Source organism: Vibrio sp. 1S139, from assembly GCF_041439475.1.
GTDB lineage: Bacteria > Pseudomonadota > Gammaproteobacteria > Enterobacterales > Vibrionaceae > Vibrio > Vibrio crassostreae_C.
On sequence record NZ_JBGOOD010000058.1, the window covers coordinates 1 to 17,053 of the forward strand.

Annotated in this window: 14 protein-coding genes; 4 read left to right on the top strand and 10 right to left on the bottom strand. The window is 46.5% G+C overall.

Annotated features, from left to right (window positions below; all coding sequences use genetic code 11):
* Positions 1 to 74: 74 nt before the first annotated feature.
* The 4 genes from cysQ to ACED46_RS17070 all read right to left on the bottom strand — a co-directional run bounded on the left by cysQ (position 75) and on the right by ACED46_RS17070 (position 3,187).
* Positions 75 to 902 carry a 3'(2'),5'-bisphosphate nucleotidase CysQ gene (cysQ, locus tag ACED46_RS17055; RefSeq protein ID WP_371721985.1) on the bottom strand — a complete coding sequence of 276 codons (828 nt, stop codon included), beginning with the start codon at positions 900 to 902 and terminating at the stop codon, positions 75 to 77.
* 36 nt (positions 903 to 938) lie between these two features.
* The gene (gene nudE / locus ACED46_RS17060; protein ID WP_017062476.1) at positions 939 to 1,490 is read right to left on the bottom strand and encodes an ADP compounds hydrolase NudE; all 552 of its coding nucleotides are present in this window, start codon (positions 1,488 to 1,490) and stop codon (positions 939 to 941) included.
* 289 nt (positions 1,491 to 1,779) lie between these two features.
* On the bottom strand, positions 1,780 to 2,364 hold the full coding sequence (nfuA, locus tag ACED46_RS17065; protein WP_004741449.1) for a Fe-S biogenesis protein NfuA: 585 nt from the start codon (positions 2,362 to 2,364) through the stop codon (positions 1,780 to 1,782).
* A 109-nt stretch (positions 2,365 to 2,473) separates the two neighbouring features.
* Positions 2,474 to 3,187, bottom strand: a complete 714-nt coding sequence (locus tag ACED46_RS17070) for a ComF family protein (protein ID WP_371721986.1) — start codon at positions 3,185 to 3,187, stop codon at positions 2,474 to 2,476.
* Positions 3,188 to 3,280: 93 nt separating this feature from the next.
* Here ACED46_RS17070 and bioH point away from each other — a divergent pair, with 93 nt between their 5' ends.
* The gene (gene bioH / locus ACED46_RS17075) at positions 3,281 to 4,057 is read left to right on the top strand and encodes a pimeloyl-ACP methyl ester esterase BioH (RefSeq protein WP_017063077.1); all 777 of its coding nucleotides are present in this window, start codon (positions 3,281 to 3,283) and stop codon (positions 4,055 to 4,057) included.
* A 353-nt stretch (positions 4,058 to 4,410) separates the two neighbouring features.
* Positions 4,411 to 4,884, top strand: a complete 474-nt coding sequence (locus ACED46_RS17080; RefSeq protein ID WP_017063078.1) for a hypothetical protein — start codon at positions 4,411 to 4,413, stop codon at positions 4,882 to 4,884.
* Positions 4,885 to 5,135: 251 nt separating this feature from the next.
* Here ACED46_RS17080 and ACED46_RS17085 read toward each other — a convergent pair whose 3' ends face one another.
* Both ACED46_RS17085 and greB read right to left on the bottom strand, forming a co-directional pair.
* A complete protein-coding gene (locus tag ACED46_RS17085; RefSeq protein WP_371721987.1) occupies positions 5,136 to 7,466 on the bottom strand; it encodes a Tex family protein in 2,331 nt (776 codons plus the stop codon).
* A 664-nt stretch (positions 7,467 to 8,130) separates the two neighbouring features.
* The gene (greB, locus tag ACED46_RS17090; RefSeq protein ID WP_017063080.1) at positions 8,131 to 8,613 is read right to left on the bottom strand and encodes a transcription elongation factor GreB; all 483 of its coding nucleotides are present in this window, start codon (positions 8,611 to 8,613) and stop codon (positions 8,131 to 8,133) included.
* Between the two features lie 178 nt (positions 8,614 to 8,791).
* Here greB and ompR point away from each other — a divergent pair, with 178 nt between their 5' ends.
* Both ompR and envZ read left to right on the top strand, forming a co-directional pair.
* Positions 8,792 to 9,511, top strand: coding sequence for a two-component system response regulator OmpR (ompR, locus tag ACED46_RS17095; protein WP_008218409.1), 720 nt, complete (start codon positions 8,792 to 8,794; stop codon positions 9,509 to 9,511).
* A gap of 153 nt (positions 9,512 to 9,664) precedes the next feature.
* On the top strand, positions 9,665 to 10,960 hold the full coding sequence (gene envZ / locus ACED46_RS17100) for a two-component system sensor histidine kinase EnvZ (protein WP_065584552.1): 1,296 nt from the start codon (positions 9,665 to 9,667) through the stop codon (positions 10,958 to 10,960).
* 276 nt (positions 10,961 to 11,236) lie between these two features.
* Here envZ and recG read toward each other — a convergent pair whose 3' ends face one another.
* The 4 genes from recG to gmk all read right to left on the bottom strand — a co-directional run bounded on the left by recG (position 11,237) and on the right by gmk (position 16,674).
* Entirely contained in the window at positions 11,237 to 13,315 is a 2,079-nt protein-coding gene (recG, locus tag ACED46_RS17105) for an ATP-dependent DNA helicase RecG (RefSeq protein ID WP_371721988.1), read from the bottom strand.
* A gap of 177 nt (positions 13,316 to 13,492) precedes the next feature.
* Positions 13,493 to 15,619 (bottom strand): bifunctional GTP diphosphokinase/guanosine-3',5'-bis pyrophosphate 3'-pyrophosphohydrolase, encoded by a 2,127-nt coding sequence (spoT, locus tag ACED46_RS17110; protein WP_017062467.1) that lies wholly within the window; start codon positions 15,617 to 15,619, stop codon positions 13,493 to 13,495.
* Between the two features lie 39 nt (positions 15,620 to 15,658).
* Positions 15,659 to 15,931: a DNA-directed RNA polymerase subunit omega gene (gene rpoZ / locus ACED46_RS17115; RefSeq protein WP_009848003.1), complete on the bottom strand. Its 273-nt coding sequence runs from the start codon at positions 15,929 to 15,931 to the stop codon at positions 15,659 to 15,661.
* A gap of 119 nt (positions 15,932 to 16,050) precedes the next feature.
* A complete protein-coding gene (gene gmk / locus ACED46_RS17120; RefSeq protein ID WP_017062466.1) occupies positions 16,051 to 16,674 on the bottom strand; it encodes a guanylate kinase in 624 nt (207 codons plus the stop codon).
* Positions 16,675 to 17,053: the final 379 nt, after the last annotated feature.

Below are 17,053 nucleotides of genomic sequence, written 5' to 3' on the forward strand. Positions count from 1 at the left end.
AAAGGTTACGACGTTCGTTTCGATGATTGAATGTGTCGATTTAAAGACGCTTACGTTAAAGGGAGCAAACTCGCCTAGTCTTTGCCTTGCAAAATTTCTACCCACGGTAAATCTGCATCACCGAGTACAATGAAGTTCGGGTTTTCTAGCGTTTCTCTTTCATTGTACGAAAGCGGCTCTAGCTGAGTACTTAAGATACGTCCGCCAGCTTCTTCAACAATGCACTGCGTTGCGGCTGTATCCCATTCTCCGGTTGGTCCAAGGCGCAGATAACAATCCACAACCCCTTCTGCGACTAAACATGCCTTAAGCGCTGCTGAGCCTAGAGGAACCAAATCATAATTCCATGCTGAGCTCATACGGCTAGTGACGCGATTGATGTCCTGGCGACGGCTGATCGCCATGGCGATTGACTGGTTTGGCAGCTCGTGACGATGCGTTTTGATTTTCACGCTGTCATTAAGGTCTGGGATCTTCCAAGCGCCTTTGCCACTGTAAGCGTAATAGCTCACACCTGAAACGGGTGCGTATACCACGCCCATCACTGGCTTGTTATGCTCGATTAGGGCGATAATTGTCGCGAAATCACCACTTCGTGCGATGAACTCCTGGGTGCCGTCCAGTGGGTCAACTAACCAGTAGCGATCCCATTGAGAGCGTTGCTCTAGGCTGATGTCGGCGTCTTCTTCGGATAATACGGGAATATCAGGCGTCAATTCACTGAGTTTTTTTAATATCAGCTTATGTGCTGCAAGATCGGCACTGGTTACTGGAGTGTCATCACTCTTAATGAACTCTTCGTAATCCTTTTTCTCGTAGATCTCTAAGATGAGTTGACCAGCAGAGCGAGCAATCTCAATGACAGAGGGTAGGAGGTGAGACAAATCTTTTGTTATTGGCATAAATGTTCTCTTACTCTTAGAGCGAGCCTGAATGTTCTAGTTATTGTTTAATACACGAAGGCTTAAAAGCAGGGCTGTAATACTCCGAGCCTCACAGAAATCGAGATGTGTTAACAGTTCTTCGGCTTGAGCAAGTGGCCAGCGCACAATATCGAGAGGCTCTGGCTCATCACCTTCTAGCTTTTCTGGGTAGAGGTCTTCTGCAATAAACAGCGTCATTTTGCTAGAGAAGTAAGAGGGTGCAAGGATCACTTCCTTCAGCGGAGTAAGCTTGTTGGCACCGAAGCCTATCTCTTCTTTGAGTTCGCGAACGGCGGCTTCGTTTGGCTGCTCACCTGGATCAATCAGCCCTTTTGGAAAGCCAAGTTCGTAGCGTTCAGTTCCCGCTGCATATTCACGTACTAATAGAATATCGCCTTGCTCAGTAATAGGAACCATCATCACTGCGTTGCGCCCGCTGGGCTTCATGCGTTCGTAAGTGCGCTCTTCGCCGTTTGAAAAGCGTAAGTCGAGAGACTCGATAGAGAATAGTCTTGATTGAGCGACAGTTTGTTTAGCCAAAATCTCTGGCTTGGTCCTTTTCGTCATTGCGCTCGCTCCTTAGCTCATTGGAATTCTTTCTTATAAAGTCATTCTAATATAGGGGAAATGACCTTGAGTTCCTAGATCCGAGTTTTCATATCCGAAAATTATTGAAGCAGGAATCGATTACGATCACTTGAATACCTTACTCAAGATGGTAACGAGGTGAAAATATGGTTGTATAGCAAAAGAGTATAGAGAGAACGCGATAGTCCTAACTTGCTTATCCACATAACAAAAAAGGTTGATGCTTGCGCATCAACCTTTCAAATAACAACTAACACTAAATCAGTGATTAGTAGTAAGAGTGCTCACCACGATCGTGCTCAGTTGCATCACGAACAGCAGTCAGTTCACCTTCAAACTGTTGAAGAAGTTCTTTCTCGATGCCTTCTTTTAGCGTTACATCAACCATAGAACAACCGTTACAACCACCACCGAATGCTACAATAGCTGCGCCGTCTTCAGTGATTTCTACCAAGCTAACGTGACCGCCGTGACCAGCAAGTTGTGGGTTAACTTGTGTTTGAATTGCGTATTCAACACGTTCTAGAAGTGGTGCATCGTCTGCGACTTTACGCATCTTAGCGTTTGGTGCTTTAAGCGTTAGCTGAGAGCCCATTTTGTCAGTAACGAAGTCAATTTCAGCTTCATCTAGGAACGGTAGGCTTAGCTCATCTACGTATGCAGAGAAAGCTTCGAATTTAAGCTCTGTGTCAGAGGCTTCGATAGCATCTGTTGGGCAGTAAGAAACACCACACTCTGCGTTTTGTGTACCCGGGTTTACCACGAACACACGAATGTTTGTACCTTCAGGCTGCTGTGACAGCAGATTGGCAAAATGAGTTTGAGCTGTTTCTGTAATAGTAATATTTGACACGACGAATACCTGAGTAGATTTGTAGGTTATTAGCGCCATTCTACTCCTGTCAGATTTGTAATTCAGCCCTTTTTTGTTGGATTGCTGTACAAGTAGTGATTCACAGCTTTTATCCAGAGGGCTCAGGAGTGCGGCAGATGCAGTAAATATCAATCCTTTTAACGTCCACTTCAAGTAGTAATTGGCATAATTGATACACAGTACTGCCGGTGGTTACAACATCATCAATTATCGCGACGTGAGAGGGGATAGTTCCTTGAACGTCTTGTTTTCGCAGCGCAAAAGCGCTCTTTAGATTGTGTAATCGTGCGGATTTAGTCAGCCCCTGCTGGGAAGCCGTTGAGCGAATTCGACGAAAGAGCACATCACTTTCAACGCCAAGCTCTTGAGCCGTGTAGTCGGCTAGCAGCTTACTTTGATTAAAGCCGCGATGAGTATATCGACGCCAATGCAGCGGCACGCTGGTGATCAGCGGAGCAGGATATTCGATACGTGATGCCAATAGCTTAGATAGATCACGTGCAAACCAAAACTTATCAGCGTACTTCATTTGCTGAATGTAACCTGCTGTAGGGAAGGTGTAATCGCCGACACAGTAGAGGCGATGCCAAGGTGGAGGTTGAGATAAGCACTGTCCGCACTGCTCTACTGTGAGCAGTGTTTTTAAACCACATCGTTGGCAGCGTGGTACTGGCTCAAAGAGTTTGAGACAAGAATTGCACCATCGAGGATGTGTATCTCTGGGCAGTTTATCAAGTTTGCACAGGTGGCATTGAGGTGTGACCAGACGTGGTGTGTGTTTTTGTAGCCAATCGGATAACATAGCTCGTGATGCTTTTGGGTTATGGTGTTCCTTTTGCTCACCATACTGAAAAGCGCGGATTATCGCTGATGGAAAAAGTAGGGAATATTGAGAATGAGTGACGCGTTATATTGGCATGTTTCTGGGCAAGGGCCTGATTTAGTACTGGTTCACGGCTGGGGAATGAACGGTGCGGTATGGCAACAAACCGTTAATGCATTACAAGCTGATTTTCGAGTGCATGTTGTCGATTTACCAGGGTATGGACACAGCGCGCACTGCCACGCTCAAGATCTTGAAGAGATTGCTCAGCAGCTTTTGGCCGAAGCACCAAAGCAAGCGATTTGGGTGGGTTGGTCACTTGGAGGCTTGGTCGCAACGCACATGGCTCTCCATCACTCAGATTACGTGAGCAAGCTGGTGACTGTCGCCAGTTCTCCCAAATTCGCCGCTGCAAAAGAGCCCGTGTTATGGCGAGGCATTCAGCCCAACGTATTAAGCGCATTCACCGAGCAACTGGTTGAAGATTTCCAAACCACCATCGAACGCTTTATGGCATTGCAAGCCATGGGCAGCCCTTCAGCAAGGCAAGATGTAAAACAACTCAAGCAAGCGGTGCTGTCTCGCCCGTTGCCGAACCCTGACTCATTATTGGCAGGATTAAAGATGCTGTCGGATGTCGATCTGCGTGAACAACTGCCTGAGATTTCAGTACCAATGCTACGCTTGTATGGTCGATTAGATGGATTGGTGCCAATCAAGGTTGCGAAAGACTTAGGCACAGCCTTGCCTCATACCGAGCAATACATATTTACCCAGTCTTCGCATGCACCGTTTATGACCGAAGCGGATGCCTTTTGCAGTGAGCTTGTCAGCTTCGCACAAAAATAATTGCTAAATATATATCCGGCTTGGTCGATATATAAGCTAATACCAATCACAGTAAGTAAGTGTTCAAAAATAGCGTAGGAAAAAGGCTTGAGAACAAGGCAGCTTTTTTTTGACAAGTAGTTTTGATAAGTAGTTATTCTACAATCAAAAAATTTAACGCCGTTATCGAGCATTTTAACAAGCTAGGATGATCAGTTATTTACTACGATTGGTATAACACCAACGTGTTGCATGATACTCAGACCTAACTCTCTCCAGAGCTGATTGCGCTAAGTTGGGCTATGCCTGTTGTGCGTTCTCGGTACAACAGTGTTATGGCAATATTGATGGGCGATTCTTGAGGAGAGTTCGCGATGATTGTGTCACCTGCAACTGCAGTGAGTGTGCCACTAATCGCCCCGTCCGTTAATGTGCAAACAGAGCAAGTTGCGCGTGATAATAGAGTCCGAGAACCTGTTGCTCCCGCAGTAGCATTGGCGAGAACCAATGCAGAGCGTAAGGTAAAATCAGACGATAAACGAAGGCAGCAGTCGGCTTGGGATCCTTCAGACCATCCAGGTTATGAAATGGAGAACGAGTCAGAGGCCAATTCGGTTAGCCAAGAAGAGCCACAAGACCCTTTTGATCGGCTGTTCAGCTTATTGGCACTGAAAACATACAGTGCTGATCAAGGCAAAGGTTATACCATGCGTTTCCGCCTGCCAAAGCATGTTTTAGATGCGGCGATTCAGGAAGGACAGATGGAGAAACGACGTAAGGTCATAAAGTATCATTATGGTCATGCTGTTGCGCCTCATGCTCCGTCAGAGATGTTGGTCGTATTATAATTATACTCTTCATACTTGAAGCTGCAGCGTTGTTAACTGCGTAAGTTCACCCTAATCACATAGAACCCCTATGCTCATAGGGCTGAACTTACTTGTTGCCTAGCTGCAACTCCAATTATTTTGAGTATAAACACGAAGAATACAACCAAGCTTCGATGTCTTTTTTGAACACATAATAAAAAAACCTGCATACCCTAAGGGATGCAGGTTTTTTGTTTTAGGCGAATCAGCTTTTCAAATGAGCTAACGGATTACTTTTTCGCTTTTGCAAAAGCAGCAGCGAATGCTCCACCCATTGCAGCGTTTTGTTGCGGCTCTTCACGACGGCGTTGGCCACCTTGCGAGTTTTGATTCGAGCGGTTTTGTGTACGAGGTGCACTTGAACGTTGAGCACGGTTGTCTTGTCCAGGCTCGTCCTTCATACGCATGCTCAGTGCAATACGTTTACGCTGAACATCCACTTCCATCACCTTCACTTTCACGATGTCGCCCGCTTTAACCACTTCACGTGGGTCAGAGACAAAGCGATCGGTGAGTGCTGAAATATGAACTAAGCCATCTTGGTGAACACCAATATCAACGAAGGCACCAAAGTTAGCCACGTTCGATACCACACCTTCTAGAATCATGCCTGGTTCTAGGTCTGAAACGCTGTTTACGCCATCTGCGAAGGTTGCAGTCTTGAACTCAGGGCGAGGGTCGCGTCCCGGCTTATCCAGCTCCTTGATGATGTCGGTGACCGTTGGAACACCAAAGTTTTCATTGGTGTAATCAACCGCGTGCAAACCACGTAAGAAGTCGGTGTTACCTACCAGAGATTTGATGTCTTTGTGGTTTTTCTCGGCAATGGTTTTCACTACTGGGTAAGCTTCTGGGTGAACCGATGATGCATCTAACGGGTTCTTACCATCCATAATACGTAGGAAACCAGCACACTGTTCAAAGGCTTTTGGCCCTAAGCGAGCGACTTTCTTTAGCGTAGTACGTGCTTCGAAGCGACCATTCTCATCACGGAAATCCACGATGTTCTGAGCGATGGTGCTAGACAGGCCAGCAACACGAGTCAGTAGCGCAGCCGAAGCGGTATTCACATCAACACCAACCGCGTTTACACAGTCTTCGACAATCGCATCTAGGCGCTTAGCGAGCATAGTTTGGCTCACATCGTGTTGGTATTGGCCCACACCGATCGATTTAGGGTCAATCTTCACTAGCTCTGCCAGTGGATCTTGCAGACGACGAGCAATAGACACCGCACCACGAATTGATACATCCATGTTCGGGAACTCTTTTGCAGCTAGTTCAGACGCGGAATACACCGATGCGCCCGCTTCGCTAACAATGATCTTTTGCGCTTTTAGGTTGCCGCGTTTAATTACGTCAGCCACAAAGCTGTCGGTTTCGCGTGAAGCCGTACCGTTACCAATCGCAATCAAATCAACATTGAATTGACGAACCATCTGCTCAACCACGTGTGCCGATTTGTCGTATTGCTTTTGAGGTGGGTGAGGGTAAATAGTTTCTGTTGCCAAAACCTTACCGGTTGAATCCACGACAGCGATTTTCGAACCGGTACGTAAACCTGGGTCCAAGCCTAAGGTTGCTCGAGGACCAGCTGGCGCTGCCATGAGTAGGTCTTTTAGGTTGGTTGCGAATACTTCAATCGCTTCGATCTCTGCACGCTCTTTCATTGCGCCCATCAATTCAGTTTCCATGTGCATAGAAACCTTGATGCGCCATGCCCAGCTAATCACTTGCTTACGCCAAGCATCCGCAGGAGCACTGCTCAGAGTAATGCCGTAGTGATCAGAGATAATGTTCTCACAGTAAGAACCACGAGCGCCTTCTTCTTGCTCAGGATCGGCATTCATCGCCAGTGTTAGGAAGCCTTCATTGCGGCCACGCAGCATGGCAAGTGCACGGTGAGACGGCACTTTGCTGAGTGTTTCGTTGTGCTCGAAGTAGTCTTTGAACTTCTCGCCTTCTTGCTCTTTACCTGTCACTACACGAGCGACTAGCTCTGAGTTGCGTGTTAGGTGTTGGCGAATCTTTTCAAGCAGGTTTGCGTCTTCCGCAATGCGCTCCATGATGATCGCGCGTGCGCCATCGAGTGCAGCTTTGGTATCGGCAATGCCTTTATCGCTGCTGATGAAGTTAGCGGCTTCCGTTTCCGGATCGTGCTGTGGTGCATTCCATAACGTATCGGCAAGTGGCTCTAAACCTGCCTCAATCGCGATCTGACCTTTGGTACGGCGCTTTGGTTTGTATGGTAGGTATAAATCTTCTAGGCGAGTCTTGCTGTCTGCTTGAGTGATATCACGCTCGAGTTCTGGCGTGAGTTTTCCTTGGTCTTGAATCGACTTAAGAATCGTTTGGCGACGATCGTCTAGCTCGCGAAGGTATGAAAGGCGGCTATCAAGGTTACGTAGTTGGGTATCGTCTAAGCCACCCGTAACTTCTTTACGGTAGCGGGCAATAAAGGGAACGGTGTTACCGTCATCAATTAGGTTTACTGCGGCAGTGACTTGCTCAGAACGGACATTCAGTTCTTCAGCGATCAGTCGACAGATAGCTTGGCTCATCCGATGAATCTCTTATTTAATATCATGACAAATACATGGGGGTGAGCGTACGCTTTTTCTAGCTATGACTGTGTAATTATCCTGTCAGAAGTCGAATTTCCGTTTCTGATACCCGCTTTGTGCGAGATCTCTTACAAGTGATGTGAGACTAAGTCGCTTTAGACCGATGAAATCGTCTTGATGTTACACTAAGTTGCTGATTTTATTTGATTGTGTGTTTGTGGGCGTATTTCTCACCTGAAATGTTTTTTAAGACTATCTAGGAAACACGGCCATTTGCCGTAATATTTAACTTGTCGACAGGGAGTTGGCAGGAACAGGAAAAAGCCTAATGGACTAGGTATCTTCAGGATGAAGATTTGATTACTTAGGATGAGTGGTCAGCAAGGAAGTGATAATCTCTGGATGAGATTCGCCAGTCAGGATGACAGGCTAGAATGGACACCGCTAGGATGGCGATGAACAAAAAGGAAATTGGTTAAAGGATTTAGCCACTATCAAGGAAAGATGCAGGGAGCACCTTATCTCGAAGAGATAAACAGTAGCCGGATTGCTGCGATAGAGACTTAACCCCGCTAGGCGAAAGCCTTGCGGGGTTTTCTTTTATCTGGAGTTTGGGTTTGCTTGAACACTCAGCTCATCGCTAGGTGTTTATTAGGTTTGGTTATTCGTTGTCTGCGTAGCAAATTGAGTTAATGAACCACTCTTTGTCGCCTTCTGGTGTTTTTACCGTAAACTCGTCATCTACTTCTTTCTTGAGCAGAGCTCTAGCCATTGGTGAGTCGATAGATATATAGCCTTTAGCATCGCCGTAGATCTCTTCTGGGCCGACAATTCGAAACTTCTTAATTTCCCCATCATCATTCTCAATTTCGACCCAAGCACCGAAAAATACCTTACCTTCTTGTTGTGGCGAGTAATCAACGATCGTGACATCAGGTAGGAACTTTCTTAAAAAACGCACTCGGCGATCGATCTGACGAAGTAGACGCTTATTGAAGGTGTAATCTGCGTTTTCTGAGCGATCTCCAAGGCTTGCCGCCCAAGTGACTATCTTAGTAATTTCAGGGCGTTTCTCGTGCCATAAGTGGTCATGTTCTGCTTTGAGCTTGTTATAACCTTCTCGAGTAATAAGTTTGGTTTTCATAAATCTGACTTAATGAAATGATGATCTAAGATAGAATATATAGAAAGGCAACATACGTTAACAATTATTTAGGCGACTTTTTCTCCAATAATGTTACATTTTTAATGTCTTATACCAATATACAATTTACCAAGAATGCTTAACCTTAGGTTTAAGCTTTAATAGGTGGAACCATTACATGCAAGAAAACTACAAAATTTTAGTGGTCGATGACGATGCTCGTTTACGTGCACTGTTAGAGCGCTATCTGTCAGAGCAGGGCTTTCAAGTGCGTAGCGTGGCAAACAGTGAGCAGATGGACCGCCTGTTAACCCGTGAAAATTTTCACTTGATGGTATTGGATTTAATGTTGCCGGGCGAAGATGGTCTATCGATCTGTCGTCGTCTACGAAACGCAAACAACTCGCTACCAATCCTGATGCTTACTGCAAAGGGTGATGAAGTGGATCGCATTGTGGGCTTGGAAGTGGGTGCTGATGATTACCTGCCAAAACCATTTAATCCACGTGAACTGCTTGCTCGTATTAAAGCTGTACTGCGTCGCCAAGTCATTGAAGCACCGGGTGCACCAAGCACAGAAGAGTCTGTGGTTGAGTTTGGTGAGTTCCGCTTGAACTTAGGTACTCGCGAAATGTTCCGCGGTGAAGAGCCAATGCCGCTTACTTCGGGTGAATTTGCGGTTCTTAAGTCCTTGGTAACGAATGCTCGTGAGCCAATGTCTCGCGATAAGCTGATGAACATGGCTCGTGGCCGTGAGTATTCAGCAATGGAACGTTCTATCGATGTTCAGATTTCACGTCTGCGTCGTCTAGTTGAAGAAGATCCAAGCAAACCTCGCTACATCCAAACGGTGTGGGGCTTGGGTTATGTATTCGTTCCAGATGGCAAAGCTGTGTAATTCAGCTTAATAAGCTCTACAGTAGCTTTATCGATTCTGTGAATCTTACGGGTCATCTCATTAATATGCGATGGCCCGTTTTCTATTCAGCACAATGGTTTAGAGTTATAGTCATATAACACTTTCTTTATCTTTCTACATCTCGGGTACCCCATGCGTATACGTAGCTCCTTTACTCAGTCGATAGTGCTTTTCTTAACGCTATTGGTCGCTAGCCAAATTTTTTCTTATTACGCGGTGTTTAACTATGCGTTGATGCCGAGTTTGCAGCAGTTTAATAAGATATTGGCACACGAGTTAAACTTAGTATTGGACCAAGGCAGTGATATCGAAATTGATGCACCGCTGCGCCAGCGTGTGCTTGAGCAGTTAGGGGTAACCGTTCATGCCAAGGACAGCGAAGCCGCGGGCGAGTACTACCATGCAGTCGCAATCGACCTGATGAGTGAGGAGATGACCAAAGAGCTGGGTTCTGAAACCGAAGTGCGGTTGATTCTCGGCAAAGAGAGTTATGTGCTGTGGATGGATATTGATCAGCTGCCCAACTCTCTGATTCGTATTCCTTTATCTGAGCTGCAAGAAGAAGATTTCGCGCCGCTATTTCGTAATAGTTTGATCATGGCGATGCTGATCGTCGCTGGTGGTTGGCTGTTTATCCGATTGCAAAACCGCCCGTTGATTGCGCTAGAGAAAGCCGCGCAAGGAGTGGGGCGAGGTGATATCCCACCTCCACTGCCAGTGCAAGGTGCACAAGAGATTCGCTCGGTAACTCGCGCCTTTAACCAGATGTCGAAAGGCATCCAAGAGCTAGAAGAAGACCGCGCCTTGTTGATGGCGGGTATCAGCCATGATTTACGTACTCCGTTAACGCGTATTCGCTTAGCGACTGAGATGATGTCACCAGAGGATGCCTACTTAGCTGAGGGGATTATCAGTGATACCGAAGAGTGTAATGAAATCATCAGCCAGTTCATGGATTACCTAAAGCCTGTCGACCGAGATTCATTCCAAGCGGTGTTTGTCGATGATATTGCTCGTGAGGTATCGAGCTCTGAGGGTGGCTACGAGGTTCAGATTGAAACCGATATTCCAGAATCGATGAAGCCAGCGCTAGGTAATCCGATCGCGATGAAGCGTGCTGTGAGCAACTTGGTGGTGAATGCGCTGCGTTACGGTAATGGTTGGGTCAAGGTATCAACTGGTATGACGGCGGATAACAAGCTTGCTTGGGTGACGGTAGAAGATAACGGTCCGGGTATTCCACAAGACCAGATCGGAAAGCTGTTTGAACCTTTCACGCGTGGTGACACGGCTCGTGGTAGCGAAGGAACGGGCTTGGGCTTAGCAATTGTGAAACGTATCGTTAGCCAGCATCAAGGTGCTGTTGTGGTCAATAACCGCAGTGAAGGTGGCTTAAAAGCGCAGATCAGTTTCCCGGTTAAGCCCTAGTTATCATCGGTCCGTTTGATGACGATAAGTTCGGTTCGGGGAACGGTTAAGAGATCCCCGACTCGGTCATTCTTCCCTCTCCGAGGATGACGAATTGCTAACCATGGACTTTGATGATGAAAGTTTACTTTGATCGTCATTCCCTATCGTGAGGAACGAGCGAATAGGGAATCTCGCTCTTGCTTGATGAAAGTAACGCACACTAAAAAGGCTTCCTTGAGGAAGCCTTTTTTACGTTTGAATACGGTCTCAGTGTTAACTATGCCTTAGTGTTAACTACGCCTTAGAGTAAACATCGCGTTCACCCAACCAACGGTTGATGATCGCCTTAGCATTGTCTGGGTAGCTATCGTGAATATGACGCGCAATACGCTGCACTTCAGGTATCAAACGTTGGTCACGAATTAGATCGGCGATCTTGAAATCAGCCAAGCCAGTTTGTTTGGTACCGAGCAATTCACCGGGGCCACGGATTTCTAAGTCGCGCTGTGCAATCACAAAGCCATCGTTACTTTCACGTAGCACACCTAGGCGTTTCTGAGCGGTTTTAGACAGCGGAGAGTGATACAACAATACACAATGACTTGCGACCGAACCTCGGCCGACACGGCCACGCAGTTGGTGCAGTTGCGCTAGGCCAAGACGTTCTGGGTTCTCGATGATCATTAAGCTCGAATTCGGAACATCCACACCAACTTCAATCACGGTTGTCGCAACCAATAGATGCAGCTTGTTCTCTTTGAACTCTCGCATCACCGCTTGTTTCTCGGCGGGTTTCATACGGCCATGGACTAAACCAATTTTTACGTCAGGCAGTTTGCGTTGTAGCTCTTCTGCTGTATCAGCTGCAGCTTGAGCTTCCAGTACTTCCGATTCATCAATCAGCGTACATACCCAGTAGGCTTGTTTGCCTTCATTGAGACACGCATTTTTCACACGTTCAACAATGTCATCGCGCTTGGTATCAGGAATTGCCACGGTTTGAATTGGGGTTCGTCCCGGTGGCAGTTCATCAATAATCGAAGTTTTGAGGTCGGCATAGGCCGTCATTGCTAACGTTCGTGGGATTGGGGTAGCGGTCATGACCAACTGATGGGGGTAGTAGCCTTGCTTTGCGCCTTTCTCACGTAGCTCTAATCGCTGGTGGACACCAAATCGGTGCTGTTCATCAATGATCACTAAACCAAGGTTTTTGAACTCGACATGCTCTTGGAACAGGGCATGAGTACCGACCACCATTTGCGCTTCGCCACTGGCAATACGTGTTAGTTCAGTTTCACGAGCTTTGCCTTTGAGCTTACCTGCTAGCCATCCAACTTGAATACCCATTGCCTCAAACCAGTTGGCAAAGTTAATCGCGTGTTGTTCTGCGAGTAGTTCAGTGGGTGCCATAAGTGCTACTTGTTGACCGTGTTCCAATGCGCGAACCGCCGCCAGTGCAGCGACTAAGGTTTTACCAGAGCCCACATCACCTTGCACTAAACGCATCATAGGATGCGGCTTTTCCAAGTCAGCTTCGATCTCTTTGGTCACTCGTGCTTGGGCATTGGTTGGTGAAAACGGCAGCTGAGCCAGTAGCTTATCTTTAAGGGTGTTTACTGGAGGAAAAGGCATTGCCTTGTCTTGCTGCCCTTTGCTACGAACAGACAACATAGACAGGTTTTGAGCCAGTAACTCTTCCATAATTAGGCGCAGTTGCGCAGGGTGCTTGCCTTCATCAAACAGCTCTAGGTCAATGCCCGGGGGCGGCCTGTGAATGGTATGCAGTGCTTGTGCGAGGGTAATTTGGTGGTCGTATAAACCTGATGGGAGAAGCTCGTTAACTGCGGCCTTGTCGATTAGTTCTAAGGCTTGATCGGTAAGATTACGCAGCGTGACTTGTCTTAGCCCTTCGGTGGTTGGGTACACCGGAGTCAGATTGGCTTCAACGTCTGGCTGTTGCCTCGGCGCAAAGAATTTGTAGTCCGGATGGACAATCTCAAGCCCCATATTGCCGCGCTTGATCTCACCATAAGCATGCACTTGTTTGCCTTCGGCAAAGTTATTCTTCATGCCTGCAGTGAAGTTGAAAAAACGCAGTGTAATAGTGCCATTACCATCACTGATCTTTACTGCGAGCATCTTACGTTTACCGAAAATGGTATCGACGTGCATTACCTTGCCTTGCACTGCTGCCCATAAACCAGCATGCAGTTTTACGATTGGATAGATACGCGTTCGATCTTCGTAGCGCAAAGGCAGGTGAAACAGTAAATCTTGTACGTTGTTAAGCCCAACCTTCTCCAGTTTCTCTGCGACTTTTGCGCCGACTCCAGATAAAGAGTTGAGAGGGATAGCAGATAAAAGCTGTGACATAACAAGGCTCATAAACGTAAGAGAGATGATCTATTCAAGCATTTTACTGGATTTTTGTACAGGCAGGAATGGGAGGGAGCGCGGTAAATACTAGGATTACGGTTATAAAAATCCCCTTAAGCGATAAAGCATTAAGGGGATTTAAATTCTTGGCAAAACTATTATCAAGTTTAAACGTTAGTTCTTACGACGTCTTACTTTCAGCGCGTGTGGCATCACACGTAGCTTTTTCATAATACTTGCAAGATGAACACGATCTTTGGTGGTCAGCAAGATAGTCACTGTGTACAGGCGTCCATCACGTTCTTCAGTTGAAATACCGTGAATGTTCGAGCCTGTTTTCGAGATAACGTTAGTTAACTCAGCCAGTGCACCTTGGTGATTCTGCAGATCAACCTGAAGTTCAGCAGTGAACTCTTGGTCGTAATCGTCAGACCATTCAACCGCCATGTATTTGTCTGGTTCTTTCTGGTAACCACGAACGTTTGGACACGTTTCACGGTGAACCACAAGGCCACGACCTGGCGATACATGGGCAATGATGTGATCATCTGGAATTGGGTGACAACAGTTAGCGAACGTCAGTAGTAGACCTTCAGCACCACGGATAGCCAATTTCTTCCTTGGTGTGTCGCTGTTGTTTTCCACTTCAGTCAGTTCGTCAGCATCACCCAGTAGACGACGAGCAATAACGATACTCATCAGCTCACCAAGACCAATCGATGCCAGTAAGTCTTCAACATTGTCTAGGCGAAGATCAGACAATACGTGGTCGATATTCTCTTGGCCGATATCGCCAATAGAGTGTTCGCCAAGTGCATGATTCAGTAGACGACGGCCTAGCGTGATCGACTCTTCACGACGCATCGTTTTCAGAACCTGACGGATCTTAGTACGTGCACGTGATGTCACCACGTAGTTGAGCCATGCTGCATTCGGACGTGCGCCCGGAGCACTGATGATCTCAATAGTTTGACCGTTCTTCAGCGATTTGCTGAGTGGGTAAGGGTTCATGTCTACACGAGCACCTACACACATGTTGCCGACATCGGTATGCACCGCGTAAGCAAAATCGACCGCTGTTGCGCCTGCCGGAAGCTCGACAATGCGACCCTTCGGCGTGAACACGAAGATCTCATCTGGGAACAGATCAGACTTAACGTTTTCAATGAATTCGAATGAGTTACCCGCGCTTTGTTGCAGCTCAAGTAAGCTCTGCATCCAACGTTGTGCTTTAACCTGTGCGGTTGTGCCATTACTGCTGCGTGAGCCGTTGCCTTTGTAAGACCAGTGCGCTGCGACACCTTTGTCTGCCATTTGATCCATATCTTCAGTACGGATCTGAACCTCAACTGGCACCCCGTGAGGACCGATCATTGACGTGTGCAGAGATTGGTAGCCGTTGGCTTTTGGTACCGCAATGTAATCTTTCATGCGGCCAGGGCGAGGCTTGTACAGGCTGTGAGCCTGACCAAGTACGCGATAACAAGTATCTGGGGTATCAACCACGACGCGGAAAGCGTAGATGTCCATAATGGTGTGGAAGCGCTGCTCTTTAGTTTTCATCTTGTTGTAGATGGAGAACAGGTTTTTTTCACGACCAAGTACGCGAGCAGGCAAACCGACCTCTTCAAGGCGGCCTTCAATTTCGCTATGGATACGTTGGATCATTTCCTTACGGTTACCACGCGCAGCTTTCACTACGTTTTTAAGTACGCGATAACGGTTAGGATAGAGGGCTTCAAAGCCTAGCTCTTCTAGTTCGGTCTTGATGTTATGAATACCAAGACGGTGAGCTAGTGGAGAATAAATCTCTAGGGTTTCACGAGCAATACGACGCTTTTTGTCAGGACGAAGTGCCCCAAGCGTGCGCATGTTGTGAGTACGGTCAGCTAATTTGATCAAGATAACGCGGATGTCTTGCACCATGGCGAGAACCATCTTGCGGAAGTTCTCTGCTTGCGCTTCTTTGCGATCACGAAATTTAAGCTTATCCAGCTTAGATACACCATCAACCAATTCAGCAACGGTATTGCCAAATTTTTCCTCTAGATCTTCTTTAGTGACATCACAGTCTTCGATGACATCATGAAGCAGAGCAGCTTGCAGGGTTTCGATATCCAGACGCATTTCTGCCAGGATTCTTGAAACAGCTACAGGGTGGATAATGTATGGTTCACCGCTTGAGCGGGTTTGCCCTTCATGGGCGTCTCTCGCTACCACATAAGATTGACGCAGAGCCTCAATTTGAGGCTCTGTTAGGTATTCTTGGGCAACGTCTTTGAGGCTATCGAATAGATACAAATTAAAGGCCCGGAAGGTTAATTAGTTCGAATGACGTTCTTAACGAGTGTGAGCGATGCTGCTTACTGCTGCAAGTTCAGCCGCTTCTTGCTCTTGTTGCTCTTGACGTTCACGAGCATCTAGTACGTCTTTAGTGATAAGACCTTCTTCGATTTCGCGAAGAGCGATAACCGTTGGCTTATCGTTTTCTTCAGGCACTAGTGAATCTTTACCGCCAGTTTGCATTTGACGTGCGCGGCGAGCCGCAATAAGAACTAGGTCGAAACGGTTGCCAACTTTTTCAACAGCGTCTTGAACAGTTACGCGTGCCATGAGGACTCCAAATAGTAATTAACTAATAAATTTTTGATGACGAGAAAGTATACAAGTTTAACTAGATACTTTCTAGATCACCGTATACTTATCTCAATAGAAAATCTAGGGGATCTAGATTATTCCGCTAATAAAGCAGTAAGCATGCCGCTGTATTTCGCTGCTTGCTTATCTTCTTTTAAGCGCTCCGCACGAATGATAGCTCTGAAGTCCATTAGGGCTGCATCAAAGTCGTCATTCACGATCACATAATCATATTCTGCATAGTGAGAAATCTCTGATTTTGCTTCGCTCATGCGTTTCGCAATAACTTCGTCGCTGTCTTGACCGCGAACATTCAAACGACGCTCTAGTTCACCATTTGATGGTGGAAGAATGAATACACTCTTCGCTTGAGGCATTTGTTCACGGATCTGACGAGCACCTTGCCAGTCGATATCTAGGAATACATCGATACCGCGGTTTAGGTTTTCTTCAATCCAAACGCGTGAAGTACCGTAGTAGTTGCCGAACACTTCAGCGTACTCTAGGAATTCACCTTTAGTAATAAGGTCTTCAAAATGATGCTTCTCTACGAAGTGGTAGTGAACACCATTTTCTTCACCAGGGCGCATACCGCGAGTGGTGTGTGAAACAGATACCTTCATTGCGTAGGTTGGATTGGTTTCTAGCATTGCTGAGATCAAGCTCGACTTACCTGCGCCACTAGGTGCAGATACGATGTAAAGAGTACCTTTGCCCATCTGTATATTTCCACTGTTGGTTGGATTGAGTGAAGGCAATAAACCTACACTTTAAAAGATAGCACTGACTCTAATTTTTGTTCCGATGGCGCATCTACTAATTGTGCCGTTGGTTACGTCTATAAAGAGATAACGAGTAAAACTAATAGAAGCAACTGGTGAAAATTAGGTCAGAAAAATGGAGGCGAAGAGTAGCATATTTAGATGATTGAGAACAACTGGCTTGATCGTTATTTATCAGCAAATGATCTTCTCAAAGATCTTTGTATAAATGTAATGACTCGTCATCGGTACTTTTTTATGTGATCTGGACAAAATTTGTTGAAGTTTTAATCTCAATCCTTACAATCCGCGCAAACGATTAAATGCTGTATATATC

Excerpts from the sequence above, each read along its gene's own strand:
- nudE (WP_017062476.1), bottom strand. The coding sequence starts at position 1,490 with ATGACGAAAAGGACCAAGCCAGAGATTTTGGCTAAACAAACTGTCGCT.
- ACED46_RS17080 (WP_017063078.1), top strand. The coding sequence starts at position 4,411 with ATGATTGTGTCACCTGCAACTGCAGTGAGTGTGCCACTAATCGCCCCG.
- recG (WP_371721988.1), bottom strand. The coding sequence starts at position 13,315 with ATGTCACAGCTTTTATCTGCTATCCCTCTCAACTCTTTATCTGGAGTC.
- greB (WP_017063080.1), bottom strand. The coding sequence starts at position 8,613 with ATGAAAACCAAACTTATTACTCGAGAAGGTTATAACAAGCTCAAAGCA.
- envZ (WP_065584552.1), top strand. The coding sequence starts at position 9,665 with ATGCGTATACGTAGCTCCTTTACTCAGTCGATAGTGCTTTTCTTAACG.
- ompR (WP_008218409.1), top strand. The coding sequence starts at position 8,792 with ATGCAAGAAAACTACAAAATTTTAGTGGTCGATGACGATGCTCGTTTA.
- cysQ (WP_371721985.1), bottom strand. The coding sequence starts at position 902 with ATGCCAATAACAAAAGATTTGTCTCACCTCCTACCCTCTGTCATTGAG.
- rpoZ (WP_009848003.1), bottom strand. The coding sequence starts at position 15,931 with ATGGCACGCGTAACTGTTCAAGACGCTGTTGAAAAAGTTGGCAACCGT.
- gmk (WP_017062466.1), bottom strand. The coding sequence starts at position 16,674 with ATGGGCAAAGGTACTCTTTACATCGTATCTGCACCTAGTGGCGCAGGT.
- bioH (WP_017063077.1), top strand. The coding sequence starts at position 3,281 with ATGAGTGACGCGTTATATTGGCATGTTTCTGGGCAAGGGCCTGATTTA.
- ACED46_RS17070 (WP_371721986.1), bottom strand. The coding sequence starts at position 3,187 with ATGTTATCCGATTGGCTACAAAAACACACACCACGTCTGGTCACACCT.
- ACED46_RS17085 (WP_371721987.1), bottom strand. The coding sequence starts at position 7,466 with ATGAGCCAAGCTATCTGTCGACTGATCGCTGAAGAACTGAATGTCCGT.